This is a genomic window from Geopseudomonas aromaticivorans (assembly GCF_019097855.1).
Lineage (GTDB): Bacteria > Pseudomonadota > Gammaproteobacteria > Pseudomonadales > Pseudomonadaceae > Geopseudomonas > Geopseudomonas aromaticivorans.
On the sequence record NZ_JAHRGL010000016.1, the window covers coordinates 25,515 to 42,309 of the forward strand.

The 16,795-nt window shown below is 66.5% G+C and carries 18 protein-coding genes; 12 read left to right on the top strand and 6 right to left on the bottom strand.

Annotation, left to right across the window (positions count from 1 at the left end; genetic code table 11):
• The first annotated feature begins 7 nt into the window (after positions 1–7).
• The 12 genes from KRX52_RS06800 to KRX52_RS06855 all read left to right on the top strand — a co-directional run bounded on the left by KRX52_RS06800 (position 8) and on the right by KRX52_RS06855 (position 11,802).
• Positions 8–238 (top strand): biotin/lipoyl-containing protein, encoded by a 231-nt coding sequence (locus KRX52_RS06800; RefSeq protein ID WP_090312986.1) that lies wholly within the window; start codon positions 8–10, stop codon positions 236–238.
• Positions 238–999, top strand: a complete 762-nt coding sequence (locus tag KRX52_RS06805; RefSeq protein ID WP_217680874.1) for a 2-oxo acid dehydrogenase subunit E2 — start codon at positions 238–240, stop codon at positions 997–999. Before KRX52_RS06800 ends, KRX52_RS06805 begins: the two co-directional genes overlap by 1 nt.
• Before the next feature lie 20 nt (positions 1,000–1,019).
• Positions 1,020–1,811, top strand: coding sequence for an SDR family NAD(P)-dependent oxidoreductase (locus KRX52_RS06810; protein WP_217680876.1), 792 nt, complete (start codon positions 1,020–1,022; stop codon positions 1,809–1,811).
• A 191-nt stretch (positions 1,812–2,002) separates the two neighbouring features.
• On the top strand, positions 2,003–2,626 hold the full coding sequence (locus KRX52_RS06815) for a TetR/AcrR family transcriptional regulator (protein WP_217680878.1): 624 nt from the start codon (positions 2,003–2,005) through the stop codon (positions 2,624–2,626).
• Between the two features lie 94 nt (positions 2,627–2,720).
• Positions 2,721–3,170: a Zn-ribbon domain-containing OB-fold protein gene (locus tag KRX52_RS06820; protein WP_217680881.1), complete on the top strand. Its 450-nt coding sequence runs from the start codon at positions 2,721–2,723 to the stop codon at positions 3,168–3,170.
• Positions 3,170–4,318, top strand: a complete 1,149-nt coding sequence (locus KRX52_RS06825) for a thiolase family protein (RefSeq protein WP_217680883.1) — start codon at positions 3,170–3,172, stop codon at positions 4,316–4,318. Before KRX52_RS06820 ends, KRX52_RS06825 begins: the two co-directional genes overlap by 1 nt.
• 43 nt (positions 4,319–4,361) lie before the next feature.
• Complete coding sequence (locus KRX52_RS06830; protein WP_217680885.1) at positions 4,362–5,756, top strand: aromatic ring-hydroxylating oxygenase subunit alpha; 1,395 nt, start codon at positions 4,362–4,364, stop codon at positions 5,754–5,756.
• Between the two features lie 70 nt (positions 5,757–5,826).
• Positions 5,827–7,020, top strand: a complete 1,194-nt coding sequence (locus KRX52_RS06835) for an acyl-CoA dehydrogenase family protein (protein ID WP_217680887.1) — start codon at positions 5,827–5,829, stop codon at positions 7,018–7,020.
• Positions 7,017–8,111 (top strand): acyl-CoA dehydrogenase family protein, encoded by a 1,095-nt coding sequence (locus KRX52_RS06840; RefSeq protein WP_217680889.1) that lies wholly within the window; start codon positions 7,017–7,019, stop codon positions 8,109–8,111. Before KRX52_RS06835 ends, KRX52_RS06840 begins: the two co-directional genes overlap by 4 nt.
• A 38-nt stretch (positions 8,112–8,149) precedes the next feature.
• Entirely contained in the window at positions 8,150–9,784 is a 1,635-nt protein-coding gene (locus KRX52_RS06845; protein WP_217680891.1) for an AMP-binding protein, read from the top strand.
• Positions 9,785–9,806: 22 nt separating this feature from the next.
• A complete protein-coding gene (locus tag KRX52_RS06850; RefSeq protein WP_217680893.1) occupies positions 9,807–10,769 on the top strand; it encodes a PDR/VanB family oxidoreductase in 963 nt (320 codons plus the stop codon).
• 85 nt (positions 10,770–10,854) lie between these two features.
• Complete coding sequence (locus KRX52_RS06855; RefSeq protein WP_217680895.1) at positions 10,855–11,802, top strand: DMT family transporter; 948 nt, start codon at positions 10,855–10,857, stop codon at positions 11,800–11,802.
• On the opposite strand, the gene KRX52_RS06860 is transcribed toward KRX52_RS06855, so the two are convergent.
• From KRX52_RS06860 to KRX52_RS06885, 6 genes are read right to left on the bottom strand one after another with little or no spacing between them, the layout of a single operon-like run.
• Positions 11,789–12,568, bottom strand: a complete 780-nt coding sequence (locus KRX52_RS06860) for an enoyl-CoA hydratase/isomerase family protein (RefSeq protein WP_217680897.1) — start codon at positions 12,566–12,568, stop codon at positions 11,789–11,791. The two genes, KRX52_RS06855 and KRX52_RS06860, sit on opposite strands and share 14 nt — an antisense overlap.
• A gap of 29 nt (positions 12,569–12,597) precedes the next feature.
• Positions 12,598–13,308 (bottom strand): histidine phosphatase family protein, encoded by a 711-nt coding sequence (locus KRX52_RS06865; RefSeq protein WP_217680899.1) that lies wholly within the window; start codon positions 13,306–13,308, stop codon positions 12,598–12,600.
• The gene (locus tag KRX52_RS06870; RefSeq protein ID WP_217680901.1) at positions 13,305–13,709 is read right to left on the bottom strand and encodes a DUF6285 domain-containing protein; all 405 of its coding nucleotides are present in this window, start codon (positions 13,707–13,709) and stop codon (positions 13,305–13,307) included. The genes KRX52_RS06865 and KRX52_RS06870 overlap by 4 nt, the downstream gene beginning before the upstream one ends.
• Complete coding sequence (locus KRX52_RS06875; protein WP_217680903.1) at positions 13,709–14,722, bottom strand: phosphotransferase family protein; 1,014 nt, start codon at positions 14,720–14,722, stop codon at positions 13,709–13,711. Before KRX52_RS06875 ends, KRX52_RS06870 begins: the two co-directional genes overlap by 1 nt.
• Positions 14,719–15,885, bottom strand: a complete 1,167-nt coding sequence (locus tag KRX52_RS06880; RefSeq protein ID WP_217680905.1) for an acyl-CoA dehydrogenase family protein — start codon at positions 15,883–15,885, stop codon at positions 14,719–14,721. Before KRX52_RS06880 ends, KRX52_RS06875 begins: the two co-directional genes overlap by 4 nt.
• A 30-nt stretch (positions 15,886–15,915) precedes the next feature.
• Positions 15,916–16,767, bottom strand: a complete 852-nt coding sequence (locus tag KRX52_RS06885) for a 3-hydroxybutyryl-CoA dehydrogenase (protein ID WP_217680907.1) — start codon at positions 16,765–16,767, stop codon at positions 15,916–15,918.
• Positions 16,768–16,795: the final 28 nt, after the last annotated feature.

Below are 16,795 nucleotides of genomic sequence, written 5' to 3' on the forward strand. Positions count from 1 at the left end.
GATAGCCATGACTACGCAAATTCTTCTTCCCAAGCTGGGTTTCTCGATGAACGAGGCGGTGCTCGTCGAGTGGATGGCCGAGGACGGTGCCCAGGTGAGCAAGGGCCAGCCGCTGTACGCCATCGAAAGCGAGAAGTCGTTGCAGGAAATCGAGGCGCCGGCCGATGGCACGCTGCGGATCATCGAGCAGGCCGGCGAGACCTATGAAATCGGCACTGTCATCGGGGAGATCGCCTGATGACCGCGGTCGAGAAAGCACCGGTCGCCTGGCCTGCCAATCTGCCGCCGATGCCGGCCGTGGACTTCAGCCAGTTCGGCCCCGTCGAAACGGTCGATCTGTCCCGCTATCAGCTGCTTACCGGCGCCTTTCTCGGCCGCAACTGGGTGCAGATACCCCATGTCACCCATCAGGACGAGGCCGAGATCGATGCGCTGGACGAACATCGCCGCCAGTTGGGCAGCGATCTGGGCATCAAGCTGACGCCGTTGCCGTTTCTGATCAAGGCATTGGTCAATGCGCTGAAGGCGTTTCCCAAGTTCAATGCCTCGCTGTCGCCGGACGGCAAGCGCTTGGTACTCAAGCAGTATTTCCATATCGGTGTCGCTGTCGATACTGATAACGGGCTGCTGGTACCGGTGATCCAGGACTGCGACCGCAAGTCGATTGCCGAAATTGCCAGCGAGCTGGCCGAGAAGTCGGCGCGGGCGCGCAGCAAGGGCTTGCCGATCACCGAGATGTCGGGGGGCTGCATGACCATCAGCTCGCTGGGCTCGATAGGCGGCACGGCCTTCACGCCGATCATCAATGCGCCGGAAGTGGCGATCCTCGGGGTGACCCGGGTGGCCGAGCGTCTGGCCATGGTGGAGGGCAAGGTGGTGGTGAAACATTTGTTGCCGCTGTCGCTGAGCTACGACCACCGGGTCATCAATGGAGCCGATGCGGCGCGCTTCTGCCGCTTCGTCGCCGAGCAACTGGCAGATCCTGCGCTGCTGGTCTGAAGGGTAGTGGAGTGCTTGAAATGAACAATAACAATAGTGCAAGCGTGCAGAATCGTTTTTCCCTTGAAGGTCGAATTGCCCTGGTGACAGGCGCAGGGACGGGACTGGGTGCGCACTTCGCGCGCATCCTCGCCGATGCGGGCGCGCAAGTTGCCTGCGTCGGGCGACGCGTGGATCGGGTCGAGAATGTGGCGGCGGGTATTCGGGCCAGGGGTGGCGAGGCGTTTGCCTGTGCCATGGATGTCACCGACGGCATCTCGATCAAGCAGGCATACGACCAGGTCGAGAGTCGCTTCGGGCATGTCGATGTTCTGGTCAACAATGCGGGACTGTCCGATCCGGCGCCCTTCGAGGAAATGAGCCGCGACCAGTGGACATCGTTGCTGGATGCCAATCTCTCCGGCCCGTTCTTCGTGGCCCAGGAAATGGCCAAGCGTCTGATCGTCGCCGGAAAACCCGGCTCGATCATCAATATCGCCTCGATTCTCGGACATCTGGCCAAGGATAAGTTTGTGAACTATGGCACAACCAAGGCGGGCCTGATTCACATGACTCAGTATATGGCGTTGGATCTGATACCCTATTCAATAAGAGTCAACGCTTTGGCTCCGGGGTATTTCCCCAGCGAAATGACCAATCCCTTCTATGAGTCGGAAGTCGGCCTGCGTGAAATCGCCAGCCTGCCGCCCAAGCGCCTTGGCCGTCATGAAGAGCTGGATGGTCCGTTGCTGTTGCTGGCCAGCAACGCGTCTTCTTATATGAGTGGCAGCGTAGTGACCGTGGATGCGGGGCATTCGATCCGTCTGTCCTGATCTGTAATCGCGGCCGAGCAGGGGACGTGTCCACAATCATCCGATGGATCATGTCTCCGGCTCTACAATGTTGAAGGTAGAATAAAATGACTGGGTATATTTCTGTGGATGCAGGGGAAGGCGTCATGCAACCACCTGTTCGGCGCAAGCGGTCGGAAAACGGCAGTTGGCAAGCCGAGAAAAGCCATTTGATGCGCATGCAGATTCTCGATGCCACCATGCAGTGTCTGATCGGTATCGGCTATACCCAGACCACCACGGAAAAGATCGCCAAGCAGGCGGGCGTTTCCCGCGGGGCGATGACCCACCACTTCAAGTCGCGTGCCGAGGTGTTTGCCGCGGCAGCCGAGCACATCACCGATATCCGGGTCAAAGAGTACGATGCCGCGATCCGCGAGGTCAGTCGGCGTGCAGGCGGCCAACCAACCCAGGACAGCATGCTCGAGACCCTCAAGGTGCTGCAGGACTACTTCATGAAGCCCTCGTTCCTGGCATTTCACGAGCTGGTTCGCGGTGCGCGCACCGACGCCGAGCTGCATACGGTGATGGCTCCTCTGGAGCAGTCGCTGGACGAGCGCATCTCCAAGAGCATCGAGGTTCACTTCCCGATCTGGGCCGAGGCCGGCATGCGCGAAACCGGTGAAGGCCTGCGCGACCTGATCATGCATGCCCTGCGCGGCGTGGCCCTGGACCCGTCCAGCTACCTGCATGGCGACCGTCTGCACCGCCTGCACGAATTGCTGGCCAAGACGGCCATGGCCGAGTACATGGAAGCCTACAAGCGCAAACTCGAGCTGCAAAAACCCGCCAATTAAATTCTGCGCAGACGGTTGCCAAACCGTCTGCGCTTTGTCACTCTGTCTCCAATAAAAAACAATCTTGATGGTTTAAAAAAGGTTGAAAATAACAATGAGCAACCTGATGCAGACCAACCTCGCCGGCGGGCACCTGCTCCGCGTCGGCGCGCAGGGCCCGAGCCTGCTGGGCAGTCGCTGCCGCCAGTGTGGCGAGTGCTACTTCCCCATCGCCGACAACTGCACCCGCTGCAGCGGCAGCGATCTCGAGAGCTGCGAGATCGGTCGCGAAGGCCGGCTGTGGTCCTGGACCATCCAGGGCTTCCTGCCCAAGGCGCCCTACAACAGCGGCGAAAGCGAAGTCGATTTCCAGCCTTACGGCGTCGGCTACGTGGAGATGCCGTGCGGGGTCAAGGTCGAAAGTCGCCTGACGGTTGCCGATCCCCAGCAGCTGCGCATCGGCATGCCGATGCAGCTCACCCTGGTCCGCTACGGCCGCAATGCCGCCGGTGAGCCGCTGCATACCTTCGCCTTTGCTCCGCCCGCCGCGGAAGGAGATCAGTGATGGAAGATATCGCCATCATCGGTGTCGGCCTGCACCCCTTCGGGCGCACCGACGGCCTGAGCGGCCAGGCCCAGGGCGCCTATGCCGTGCGCGAGGCGCTCAAGGACGCCGGCGTCGAGTGGCATCAGGTCGGCGTGGCCTACGGCGGCAGCCAGGATGGCGGCAATGCCGACGCGCTGGCCAATCACCTGGGCCTGACCGGCATCCCGTTCGTCAACGTGGCCAACGGCTGCGCCACCGGCGGCAGCGCCCTGGCCAGTGTGATTGCTGCGCTGCGCAGCGGCATGGCCGAGATCGGCGTGGCGGTCGGCTTCGACAAGCACCCGCGTGGCGCCTTCAACCCGAAGCCGGCCGACTGGGGCCTGGAGGACTGGTACGGCGAAACTGGCCTGATGCTGACCACCCAGTTCTTCGCCCTGAAGACCCAACGCTACCTGCACGAGCACGGCATTCCCGAGGAGGCGCTGGTCCACGTCGCCCAGCGCGCCTTCCGCAACGGAGCGCTGACTCCGCATGCCTGGCGCCAGCGCGAGCTGAGCTTCGCCGAGATCGCCGAGTCGATGCCGGTCAACCTGCCGCTGCGCAAGTACATGTTCTGCAATCCGGCCGAGGGCGGCGCGGCGCTGGTGCTGTGCCGGGCGAGCGAGGCACACAAGTACAGCCGCAACCCGATCCTGGTGCGCGCCGCGGTGATGCGCACCCGTCATCACGGCTCCTTCGAGGTGTTCAGCCCGGGGCTGGCGGCCCAGCAGTCGCCGGCGCCGACAGTCACCGCCTCGCACGCGGCCTTCGAGCTGGCCGGGGTCGGCCCGGCGGACATCGACGTGATCCAGCTGCAGGACACCGACAGCGGTTCGGAAATCATCCATCTCGCCGAAAACGGCTTCTGCGAACACGGCGAGCAGGGCCATCTGCTGCGCCGCGGCGAAACCGATATCGGTGGCCGCCTGCCGGTGAATACCGACGGCGGCTGCCTGGCCAATGGCGAGCCGGTGGGCGCCTCCGGCCTGCGCCAGGTCATCGAAGTCTGCACCCAGCTGCGCCAGCAGGCCGGCGCCCGGCAGGTGCCGGGCCGGCCGCGGCTTGGCTACACCCATGTCTACGGCGCGCCGGGTGTCAGCGCCGTGACCATTCTCGAAGCGCCGTAACCATCCGATCGACCAGCTCAATAAAAATAACGAGGGCACTAGCATGAACAATCCCAAGCACGCCAAGTTCACCGTATTGCCGCCGGAGGAGGTGGGCGATCCCAACCTGTTCCAGCAGTTGTTGAAGCTGGAAACGGTGCCGGTTCCGGAGCATCTGCAGCCGAATCACCCCGGCTTCAGCGACGAGGACCTGTCGGTCGATCGCTACAGCTCACGCGCCTTCCATGAGCTGGAAGCCGAGAAGCTGTGGACCAAGGCCTGGCAGATGGTGTGCCGCGAGGAGGACATCCAGAAGCCGGGCGACCATGTGGTGTATGACATCGTCAACACCTCGATCATCGTCATGCGTGGCCAGGACCACGAGATCCGCGGCTTCCACAACTCCTGCCTGCACCGCGGGCGTGCCTTGCGCATGAGCAGCGGCGCGGTCAACCAACTGCGCTGCCCGTACCACGGCTTCGCCTGGGACCTGCAGGGCGATCTCAAGACCATGCCCACCACCTGGGACTTCAAGCACCTCAAGCCGTGCGATCAGAAGCTGCCGCAGGTGAAGGTGGAAACCTGGGCCGGCTTCGTGTTCATCAACCCGGACCTGGATGCGCCCTCGTTGCGCGAGCACCTCGACGTGCTGCCGGAGCACTTCAAGGACTACAACTTCGAACACTCGGTGTCCATCGCCCACGTGCAGCGGCGCATGGCGTGCAACTGGAAGGTCGCCCAGGAAGCCTTCATGGAGTCCATGCACACCCGGGCAACCCATCCGCAGATCATGACCTTCACCGGCGATATCGACAGCCAGTACGACATGTACGGCGACAACATCAGCCGCAGCGTCACGCCGATGGCAGTGACCAGCTCCAACCTCAAGGATGTCGAGGAAGCCCTGATCCTGCGCGACATCCTCGACGAGTCCGGGCGCATGGCCGAGTCGGACAGCAGCAAGCACGTGCTGCCCGATGGCATGACCACCCGCCAGTACATCGGCGAGCTGAACCGCAAGATCTTCTCCGAAGCCGCCGGGGTCGACCTGTCCCATGCCACCCTGGCCGAGCTGCAGGACGCCATCCTCTACTCGATCTTCCCCAACAGCCAGGTGTGGGCCGGCTACTTCGGCAACATCGTCTACCGCGCCATTCCCGATGGCGACAACCACGAAGCCTGTCTGTTCGACGTCTGGCTGCTCGGTCGCTACCCGGCCGGCACCGAGTGCCCGCCCGGCGCCAAGCTCAACCGCCTGCCCGATGACCTGGAGTTCTCCGCCGCGGCCGAACTGGGCGCGCTGGGCCCGGTCTTCGACCAGGACATGAGCAACCTGGACGCCATGACCAAGGGCCTCAAGGCCTCGAAGAAGGGCGCCGTCAGCCTGGCCAGTTACCAGGAAAGCCGCATTCGCCATCACCACCTGACCCTCGACAAGTACCTGGGCCTGGCGAAGTAGCCGCCCGCTGCCGGGGTGGCCGCTGCGGCGCGCCACCCACAGCGCGCGGACATAGAACAAGGGAAGCGAGATGAACAAGACGCTACGCGATCGGGCGCAACGCCTGCGAGAAGAAGTCCGCGAGTTCTGCAAGCACGAGATGCCGGCGGCCCTGCGCGACAAATCCCATCGGCACCAGGTGCTGGACAAGGACGACTACCTGCAGTGGATGTGCCTGCTCGACGCCAAGGGCTGGGTGGTCGGTCACTGGCCGCAGGCCTACGGCGGTCGCGACTGGTCGTCGCTGGAGCGCTTCGTGTTCGAGGACGAGTTGGCCCGCCATGGTTGCCCGTGGATCATCCCCTTCGGCGTCAAGTACGTCGGTCCGGTGATCTACACCTTCGGCAGCGAGGAGCAGAAGCGCCGCTTCCTGCCCGGCATCGTCAAGACCGAGGAGTTCTGGGCCCAGGGCTATTCCGAGCCGGGCGCCGGTTCCGACCTGGCCGGCCTGCGCACCCAGGCGGTACGCGACGGCGACCACTACGTGGTCAACGGCCAGAAGGTCTGGACCACCTACGCGCAGTGGGCCGACTGGCTGTTCTGCCTGGTGCGCACCAGCAACGACGGCAAGTCGCAGAACGGCATCTCCTTCCTGCTGATCGACATGCGCAGCCCGGGCGTGACGGTCAAGCCGATCCACACCATGGACGGCTATCACCACGTCAACGAGGTGTGGCTGGAGAACGTGCGCGTACCGGCGGCCAACCTGGTCGGCGAGGAGGGCGCCGGCTGGACCTACGCCAAGTTCCTGCTGAAGAACGAGCGCACCGCCGGCGCCATCGTCGGCCTGGCCTGGCACGTGCTGGAGCGCCTGAAGAAGCTGGCGCGCGAGACCATTCGTGATGGCCAGCGCCTGATCGACCAGCCGCTGATGCGCAACCGCATCGGCGAGTTCGAGCTGCGCTTCATGGCGCTGCAGGAAGTCGCTTACCAGGCGGTCGAGTCGATGGTCGAGGGCACCGACAACGGCGGCGAAGCCTCGCTGATCAAGGTGCGCGGCACCGAGCTGTACCAGGAGGTGGCCGAGGCGCTGGTCGAGGCGCTGGGCGCGGCGGGGATCGCCTACGACACCGCGGCACTGCACAGCGCCGGCCTGCCGCCGCTGGGCGACGACGATGTCGGCGGCATCCTCAAGGAACATTTCTACAATCGCGCGGCAACGGTCTTCGGCGGCTCGTCGGAGATCCAGCGCAATATCGTGGCCAAGGCGGTGCTCGGACTATGACTACGGACATTGAAACCATCTCCATGCTGCGTGACAGCCTGGAGCGCTATACCGCCGAGCAGTACGACTTCCTCAAGCGCTGGCGCGTGCTCGAGCAGCCCGCCGGTTACAGCGCGGCGGCCTGGCAGAACTATGCCGAGTTCGGCTGGCTGGCGCTGCGCCTACCCGAGGAGGAGGGCGGCCTGGACGGCGATGCCGTGGCGCAGGGCGCGGTCATGGAGGTGGTCGGCAAGCGCCTGCTGATGGAGCCGCTGCTGGCCAGTGCGCTGGTCGGCACCGGGCTGGTGGTCAAGCTGGGCACTGCCAGCCAGCAGGCCGCGCTGCTGCCGGCGCTGGCCGATGGCAGCCTGAAGCTGGCACTGGCCCATGAGGAGCAACTCGACGGTCAGAGCTGCTGGGTGGAGGCAGGACAGCTGACGGGGACCAAGCAGGGCGTGCTGCACGGCGATGCCGCCAACCGCCTGCTGGTGACTGCCCGTGACGAGCAGGGCGAGCTGCAGGTGTATCTGGTCGATGTTGCCGGCGCAGGCGTCGAGCGCCAGGCATATCGCCTGGTCGACGGTCGAGGTGCCGCCAACCTGCGCTTTTTCGGCACACCGGCCGAGCGGCTGGGTGACGAGGGACGCGCGTGCGCAGCAGACGTGCTGGCCGAAGTCTTCGACGAGGCCGGCGTGGCGCTGTGCGCCGAGGCCTTCGGTGCGGCGACCTGCCTAGTCGACATCACCAACGAGTACCTCAAGGTGCGCAAGCAGTTCGGCAAGCCGCTGGCGAGCAACCAGGCGCTGCAGCACCGCATGGCCGACCTGTACATGCTCAAGGAGGAAATCCGCGCGCTGACCCGTGCCGCCCAGCAGGCAATGCTGTTGCCGGCCGAGGAGCGCGCACGCCAGGTCAGCGGCGCCAAGGCCTACATCAGCCATGCCGCGCGCAAGATCGCCAACGAGGCGATCCAGATGCACGGCGGCGTCGGTGTCACCGAAGAGCTGGAGGTCAGTCATTACTTCCGCCGGCTGATGGTCAACGCGGCGCTGTTTGGCAGCCGCGACTGGCATTTCAGCCGCTTCGTCGAGTCGACGCTGAAGTCCGCCTGAAAGACGCATCCACAAGTAGCCAACAAGAGGATGTAAGCATGCGCAAAGATATCAGTGGCCGGCAGGTGCGCCTGGACGAGGCGATCCTGGCCCGCTATGCCGGCTGCAGCGAGTGGCAGAACCAGACCATCGCCGAGCGGGCCGCGGCCATGGCCGCACGCGACCCGCGGCAGATCACCCATGTGTTCGAGGGCGTGCCCTGCGCGGTGGGCGAGCTGCTCGGCGATGCCCGCCTGCTGGCCGGTGCCCTGCAGCGCCGCGGGCTGGTGGCCGGCGACGTGATCAGCTTCCAGCTGCCCAACTGGCGAGAGACCGCAGTCATCGACCTGGCCGCCAGCCTGCTGGGCCTGGTGGTGGCGCCGATCGTGCCGATCTACCGAGATGCCGAGGTCGCCTTCATGCTGGCCGACTCGGCGATCAAGGCGGCCTTCTTTCCGGGCACCTACCGCAACTTCGACTACGCCGCGATGATGGCCCGCCTGGCGCCGAGCCTGCCGCAGCTGCAGTTGCTCTGCCCGGTGCGCAGCGATGCGTCCGGCGCGGACAGCTACGAGGCGATGCTCGCCGAGGGCAAGGGGCCGGCTTCGCTGCCGGTGGTAGACGCCAACGCGGTCAAGCTGATCCTCTACACCTCCGGCACCACCGGCCGGCCCAAGGCCGTGCTGCATTCGCACAACACCGGGCCGACCCGCCTCAAGCGCGCCTTCGAGCACTGGTGCGGCAGCGGCGCGGAAACCCTGTTGATGGCCTCGCCGGTGACCCATGTCACCGGCCTCAGCGGCCTCGAGCTGCCGTTCTTCCTGAATGCGCGCACGGTGTTCATGGACCGCTGGAACGCCGCCGAGGCGCTGGAGATCATCGAGCGCGAGCAGGTCACCGTTAGCCTCGGCGCCACGCCGTTCCTGCACGAGCTGATCCACCAGGCCGAGCAGCACGGCCGCCGTCTGCCGAGCCTCAAGGCCTTCGCCTGTGGCGGTGCCGAGGTGCCGCCGGCGCTGATCTACAAGGCCCGCGAAGTGTTCGACAACTGCCGCGCCTTCCGCGTGTTCGGCTCCAGCGAGGCGCCGCTGGTGACCCTGGGCTTCGTCGGCGAGGGCCATCTGGAGCAGGCGGCCACCACCGACGGCGAGATCTGCGACTACGAGGTGCGCCTGCTCGACGAGCAGGGCCAGCCGGTCGCTCTGGGCCAGGAGGGCGAGATCTGCGTGCGCGGCGCCGCCATGTTCCTCGGCTATGCCGATGCCGAGCAGACCGCGGCCAGCTTCGATGCCGACGGCTTCTTCGCCACCGGCGACCTGGGGCGGATCACCGCCGACAACGCCATCGTCATCACCGGGCGCAAGAAGGACCTGATCAACCGCGGCGGCGAGAAGATCAGCGCCAAGGAGGTAGAAGACATCCTCCACCAGCATCCGGCCATCGACGAGGCGGCGGTGGTGTCCATGCCGCACCCGCGCCTCGGTGAAACCCTGTGCGCCTATGTGATACTCAAGCCCGGCCAGACCCTGACCCTCGACACGCTGCTCGGCAGCATCGCTCAGGCAGGGGTGGCCCGGCAGAAGCTGCCCGAGCGCCTGGAAGTGGTGGCTGATTTCCCGCGCACCGCCTCGGGCAAGATCCGCAAGGACCAGCTGCGCGCCGACATCCGCCAGCGCCTGGCGGCGCAACCCTAATAAAAATTCGGAGATGGCCAGTATGGACTCTACCTATCTTGAAGTGCGCATCGCCCGCAAGGCGGCCGAAGCGCTGGATATCGTGACTCTCGAGCTGACTTCGACCAGCGGAGAGGCCCTGCCGGCCTTCAGTGCGGGCTCGCACATCGACGTGGAAATTCGCCCGGGTCTGGTACGCCAGTACTCGCTGTGCAACGACCCGACCGAGCAGCATCGCTATGTCATCGGCGTACTGCGCGACCCGGTGTCGCGTGGCGGCTCGATCGCCGTGCACGACGAGTTGCAGGAAGGGCAGACCATCCGCATCAGCCCGCCGCGCAACCACTTCCCGCTGGTGCAGGCCAAGCGCTACGTGCTGTTCGCCGGCGGCATCGGTGTCACCCCGATCCTGTGCATGGCCGAGCGCCTGGCCAGCAGCGGCGCCGATTTCGTCATGCACTACTCGTCGCGCTCTCCCGAGCGCGCGGCCTTCGTCGAGCGCATCGGCAACTCCGCCTACTCCGGCAAGGTGCACCTGCATTTCGACGATGGCGCGGCCGAACAGAAACTCGATCTGGCGGCGGTACTGGCCGCCGAGCCGGCGGACAGCCACCTGTATGTGTGCGGCCCGGGCGGCTACATCGACTTCGTGACCAACACCGCCAGGGCGCAGGGCTGGAGCGACGAACGCGTCCATTTCGAGTATTTCGCCGCCAAGGCGGTGGATACCTCGGAAGACCAGCGCTTCGAGGTGCAGGTCGCCAGCAGCGGCAAGGTCTATGTGATTCCCGCGGACCAGTCGATTGTCTCGGTGCTCGAGGCCGACGGTGTGGAGATCAGCGTTTCCTGCCAGCAGGGCATCTGCGGTGCCTGCATCACCCGGGTGCTGGACGGCCAGCCGGACCACCGCGACCAGGTGCTGACCGACAAGGAGCGCGACGAGGAAAACTGGTTCACGCCTTGCTGCTCGCGCTCGCAGAGCCCGCGCCTGGTGCTCGATATCTGACCGGTGTCCCTGGGGTGGGGATGTCCCTTCGGCACGCCGTTTCCCTGGCGTGCCTTTTTTTTCACACCGGCAAAGGTTCTCTGCGATGCACAAGCTCTTTGCGGATCGGTTGGCACGCAACCTGTTCAGTGGCCGGGGGCTGGTCTGGCTGGCCTATCTGGGCGTCGTGCTGATCTGGGCGACCACCCCGCTGGCCATCCAGTGGGGCACGCTGGATACCGGCTTCGCCTTCGCTGCCGCGACCCGCATGTTCATTGCACTGGTTAGCTGCCTGCTGGTCTTGGGCCTGTGTGGCATCCATCTGCCGCGGCATCGGCGCGCCTTGCTCAGCTACCTGGTGGCCGGCGGCGGGCTGTTCGTCGCCATGCTCGCTGTCTACTGGGCGGCGCGGCGCCTCGATTCGGGGCTGATGTCGGTGATCTTCGGGCTTTCGCCGCTGGTAACCAGCCTGTTGGCAGCCTTCTGGCTGGAGGAGCGCCTGCTCAGCCCGACACGCCTTCTGGGCATGGCGCTGGGCGTGGTCGGCCTCGGCATGGTCTTCATCGACGATGGCCTGCAGCTTGCCGAGGGGGCGGCGGCGGGCATCGCCGTGCTGCTGTTCGCGGTGCTGGTCAACGCCGCCACTCTGGTCGGCCTTAAGCGCATCGCCGACGACAGCGCGCCATTGGCCACCACCGCCGGTTCCCTGCTGGTGGCTGCGCCGCTGTTCCTGCTGGCCTGGTGGCTGGATGGCGCGGCGCTGCCGGCGCAGCTGAGCTGGCGCGGTGGCCTGTCGATTCTCTATCTGGCGCTGTTCGGCTCGGTGCTGGGTTTCGCCCTGTACTACTACATCGTGCGGCGCCTGGACTCGGCGCAGGTGGCGCTGATCCTGGTGATCACCCCGCTGCTGGCGCTGCTGGTTGGTCAGCGCTTCAACGGCGAGCAACTGCCGCCGCAGGTGTGGCTGGGCGCGGTGGTGATCGGTCTGGGCCTGCTGCTGCATCAGCGCGGCAACCGGGCGGTCGCCGCGCCGCAGGGGGTCAGCGACCGCTGAAGGTGGCGGGGCGCTTTTCCAGGAAGGCGCTCACGGCCTCGCGGAAGTCCTCGGTCTGCAGGCAGTCGGCGAAGGCCGCCTTTTCCGCTTCCAGCTGGCTGGCGAAGCTGTTCTCGAAGCTGCCACGCATCAGACGCTTGAGCAGGCCGAGGGCCTTGGGCGAGGCTGCGGCCAGGCGCTGGGCCAGGGCCAGGGTGGCGCTTTCCAGCTCCTCGGCGGGTACCACGCGGTTGACCAGGCCCAGGCGCAGTGCTTCGACGGCGTCGAACGGTTCGCTGAGCAGGGCGATTTCCAGTGCCTTGCGCAGGCCCACCAGGCGCGGCAGGCTCCAGGACGCGCCCACATCGCAGCTGGCACCGAGGTTGATATAGGCGAAGTTGAAGCGACTGTTGTCGGCGGCGATGGCCAGGTCGCAGGCCAGTGCCAGGCTCATGCCGGCGCCGGCTACCGGGCCGTGCAGGCTGGCCAGCAGCGGGGCATCCAGGCCGCTGAGCAACTGCAGGGCCTGGTTCATCGGCTCGATCAGGGTTTCCGGCACCGAAGCGGGGTCGTCGCGGAACTGGGCGATGTCGCCGCCGGCCATGAAGCCGCGGCCGTTGCCGCTGAGAACGATGACGCGCACCTCGGGGTCATCGGCCAGCTGCCGACAGGTGGCCAGGAAGGCGCTGGCCAGGCTCTGGTCGATGGCATTGAGGGCCTGTGGCCGGTTGAAGCGGATATGCCGGATCTGGCCGTGGCTCTCGAGCAGGATAGGGGCAGTGGACATAGTCGGGTCCTTGTGGAAAGCGATCTGGGTCAGGGTTGGGGCGCTGGCTGGTAGCTGCGCCAGACCTGCTCCATTACGGTCAGGCGCTGGTTGGCGCGCAGCGGATCGTAGGCCGCCAGGTTGACGCTGCGGATCAGATGACGCGGGGCTGGGCTGGCGGGGTGGTCGGCTTCGATGATGTTGATGCACGCCGGATCCTGCTCGAAGGCCTTGAGCCCGGCCAGTCCGCTGCCGCTGATGCGGCTGAGGATCACCCGGTTCACCGCGTCATGGGCGACCAGCAGCAGGTCGTTCCAGTCCGGGCGAGCCAACCAGTCGTCCCAGGCCTGGCCGACGCGCAGGGCGAAGTCGCTCCAGGCCTCGCCGCCGATGAAGCTGGCACCGGGCAATTCCGCGCCGTCGTAGGCGTAGGCGATGGCCTGCTGGCGCTGCTCAGGCGGTACCTCGCGCAGGCGTCCGCCACGCACCTCCTGCAGGCGCGGCTCCATCTGCAGGGCGATGTCCGCCGCGCCCAGCACGATCCGCGCGGTTTCTTCGGTGCGCGGCAGCCCCGAGCACACCGCCAGGTCGAAGCGCACCGGGGCCAGCAACTGCCGGGCCGCCTCGGCCTGCTGGCGCCCGGTCGGGGTCAGCGGCACCTGGCGCGGGTCGAGCGGCTTGCCCTGGGTATCGAAGTAGCTGACCTGTGCATGGCGCAGCAGGTAGATGCGCCGACGCGGCAGGTCGTTGCGGGCGTTCATGGCTTGGCCCGTTGCAGGTAGCGCGGATTGCTCTCGGCGAGCTTCTGCCGCGCCACCTGTTCGAGGTGGCGGAAGACCTGGGCGTGGGCATCGCCGGCGTCGGCGCCACCCTGGCGAATCAGCCGGCTCAGTGCGCGGTTGGCCTCGACCAGCTGTGCGCGCAGCGCCTCCGCGCCCGGCTGGGCCGGGCTTGCGGCGCTGTGCAGGAACGCCTGCAGCTCGGTCAGCTCCGTGCGCTCAGGCTGTTCGCCCGCCTGTAGCTGGCGGGCGGCGATGCCCATGGCGCGGGCGATCATCAAGGCATTCTGCTTCTGCTCGGCAGGCAGGGCGGGCAGCAGCTGGGCGCGCAGCAGCGCCTCGGCGCTTTCCAGCAGTTGTGCTCCAGTGGGGTAGTCGCGCATCAGGTGCCCTCCGTCATCCGCAGGATTTCGTATTCCAGCTCCGGGACTATATGCCCGGTCAGCGCCAGCAGCAGCGAATCCTCCTCGCCGGAGAGATGCCGCTCGGCCTGCTGGATGGCGATGATCGCCCAGTTCATGTGCGCCATGACTTCCCAGTAGGCGACCTGCGCGCGGTCGATGGGGCAGCCGCTGACACTCTCGTAGCCCTGGTAGAAGTCCTCGCGCTGGCCGATGCCGCCGGCTTCCAGTGCGTCGGCGCCAAAGCGCCAGCAACGCGCACAGAACCAGCCGAGATCCTCCAGCGGATCGCTCCAGCCGGCGAACTCCCAGTCGAGGATGGCAGTCAGGCCATTGTCGTCGACCATGTAGTTGCCGGTGCGAAAATCCCGGTGGCAGAGCACCAGCTCGCCGCGCGGCGGGACATGGCGCTCCAGCCAGCGCAGGCCCCATTCGAGCACCGGATGCGGCGTGTGGTGGTTGTCGAGGTAGGCGCGGTGCTGCTGGATCAGGTGCAGTGCCGGCGCTGCGGCGTAGCTCGGCAGGAAGTCGAGATCGGCGCGCGGCGGGCGGATCGAGTGGATCCGCGCCAGCTCGGCGCCCAGCCGGCGCGCCAGTTCGGCACGGTCACCACCCAGGCTGCGGTCCTTGACCAGCTGGTAGCCGGTGGCGGTGCCGGCCACCCGGCGCATGACGAAGAACGGCCGGCCGATGACCTCGCGCTCGGCGCACAGCCACAGCGGCTCCGGTACCGTGACCCCGGCGGCGAAGGCCGCGCGCAGCAGGGCGAACTCCTGGGCGCGGCCATGGCTGACCGACACCCCGGTGGGGGAGTCGGCGCGGACCACCAGTTCCTGAGTGCCGGCCAGCGGGCCGCCTTCGATCCGCGCGATGGCCAGCCAGTTCTCCTGGATGGCGCCGCCGGAGAGCAGGCGCAGCTCGCTGAACTCGACGCTCGCGGCCCCGGCCTGTTGGGCGATGAAGGCCTGCAGGGCGGTACTCAGCTCGGGATTCATGCGCTGTTCCTCTTGAAGATGCGCTTGGCCAGGCTCCAGCGATGGACTTCCGAGGGGCCGTCGTAGATGCGGAAGGCGCGCATGTCGGAGAAGATCCGCGCGACTATGGTCTCGCCGGTCACGCCCTGGCCGCCGAGCACCTGCACGCTGCGGTCGGCCACCCGCCAGGTGGCTTCCGAGGCGATGACCTTGGCCATGCTCGATTCGTGGGTGCCCAGATGGCCCTGGTCGAGTACCCAGGCGGTATGCCAGATCGACAGGCGGGCGCTGTGCATGTCCAGCTCGTTGTCGGCCAGCATGAAGCCGACGCCCTCGTGCTGGCCGAGTGCCTTGCCGAAGGCCATGCGCCGGGCGGCGTAGCGGCTGGCGACATCGTGGCAGCGGCGCGCCTGGCCGAGCCAGCGCATGCAGTGGGTCAGGCGGGCAGGGGAGAGGCGCACCTGGGCGTACTTGAAGCCCTCGCCCAGCTCGCCGAGGATCGCGCTGGCCGGTACCCGCAGGTTGTCGAAGCTGACCACGCAATGGCCGCCGGGGAAGCACGAGTCCAGCGCGTCCATGGTCCGCTCGATGCGGATGCCCGGGCTGTTCATGTCGGCGAGGAACATGGTGGCCCGGCCGTCTTCCAGCTTGGCCATGATGATTCCCAGGGTGGCGCCTTCCGCGCCGGTGATGAACCACTTGCGGCCGTTGATCAGGAACTCTTCGCCGACCTGGCGGGCGGTGGTCTGCAGCATCGACGGGTCTGAACCGGCGCCCGGATCGGGCTCGGTCATGCAGAAGCACGAGCGGATCTCGCCGGCGGCCAGCGGGCGCAGCCAGCGCTCCTTCTGTTCCTCGGTGGCGATCGCCTCGAGCATGTGCATGTTGCCTTCGTCGGGCGCGGCGATGTTCAGCGCCACCGGTCCCAGCGGCGAGTAGCCGGCCTCCTCGAAGAACACCGCCTTGCTGCGATGGTCGAGGCCCAGGCCTCCGTATTCCGGCGAGACGTGCGCGGAAAGCAGGCCGGCGGCCTTGGCCTTGGCGATCAGATCGCGGCGCAGGTCTTCACTGGGGCCGTGGGCGCCGCAGCGCGGGTCCTGTTCCAGGGGGATGATGGTGTCGGCAATGAAATCGCGCACCCGTTGCTGCAGGTCGCGCTGTTCGGCGGTAAGGGTGAAGTCCATGGCAGGCTCTCGCGGGTAGGTGGCAACGGGTCAGTCGTAGCGGTGGAAACCGCGACCGCTCTTGCGGCCGAGGTAGCCGGCCTCGACCATTTCCCGCAGCAGCGGCGCCGGGCGGTACTTGGAGTCGTTGAAGCTGTGATAGAAGACGTCCATCACCGCCAGCAGGGTATCCAAACCGATCAGGTCAGCCAGAGCCAGCGGGCCGATCGGCTGGCCGCAGCCCAGCTTCATGCCGGCGTCGATGTCCTCGGCGCTGGCCAGGCCTTCCTGCAGCACGAACACCGCCTCGTTGATCATCGGCACCAGGATGCGGTTGACCGCGAAGCCGGGGCTGTTCCTGGCGTTGATCGAAGTCTTGCCGATCCTGGCGACGAAAGCCTCGGCGGCCGCCTGGGTTTCGTCGCTGGTCTGCAGACCGCGGATCAGCTCGACCAGCGCCAGCACCGGCACCGGATTGAAGAAGTGGGTGCCGATGAACCGGTCAGGACGGCTGGTGGCCGCGGCCAGCTTGGTGATGGAGATCGACGAAGTGTTGCTGGCGATCAGCGCGTCGGGGCGGACGATGGCGTCGATATCCTTGAGGATCGCCAGCTTGAGGGCTTCCGCCTCGGTGGCGGCCTCGATCACCAGGTCGGCCTCGGCCAGAGCCTGCTTGTCGGTGGTGCTGACCAGGTTGGCCAGAGCGGCCGCTTTGGCGTCCGCATTGATGGACTCCTTGCGCACCAGGCGGTCGAGGCTGGCGTTGATGGTCTGCTCGCCGCGGGCCAGGGCGGCCTCGGAGATGTCCACCATGATCACCTTGAGGCCGGCCATGGCACAGACCTGGGCAATCCCGTTGCCCATGGTTCCGGCGCCGACGACGCCTACGGTTCGGATCTGCATTGTGTTGCTCCTGTCTTGTTCTTGTTGT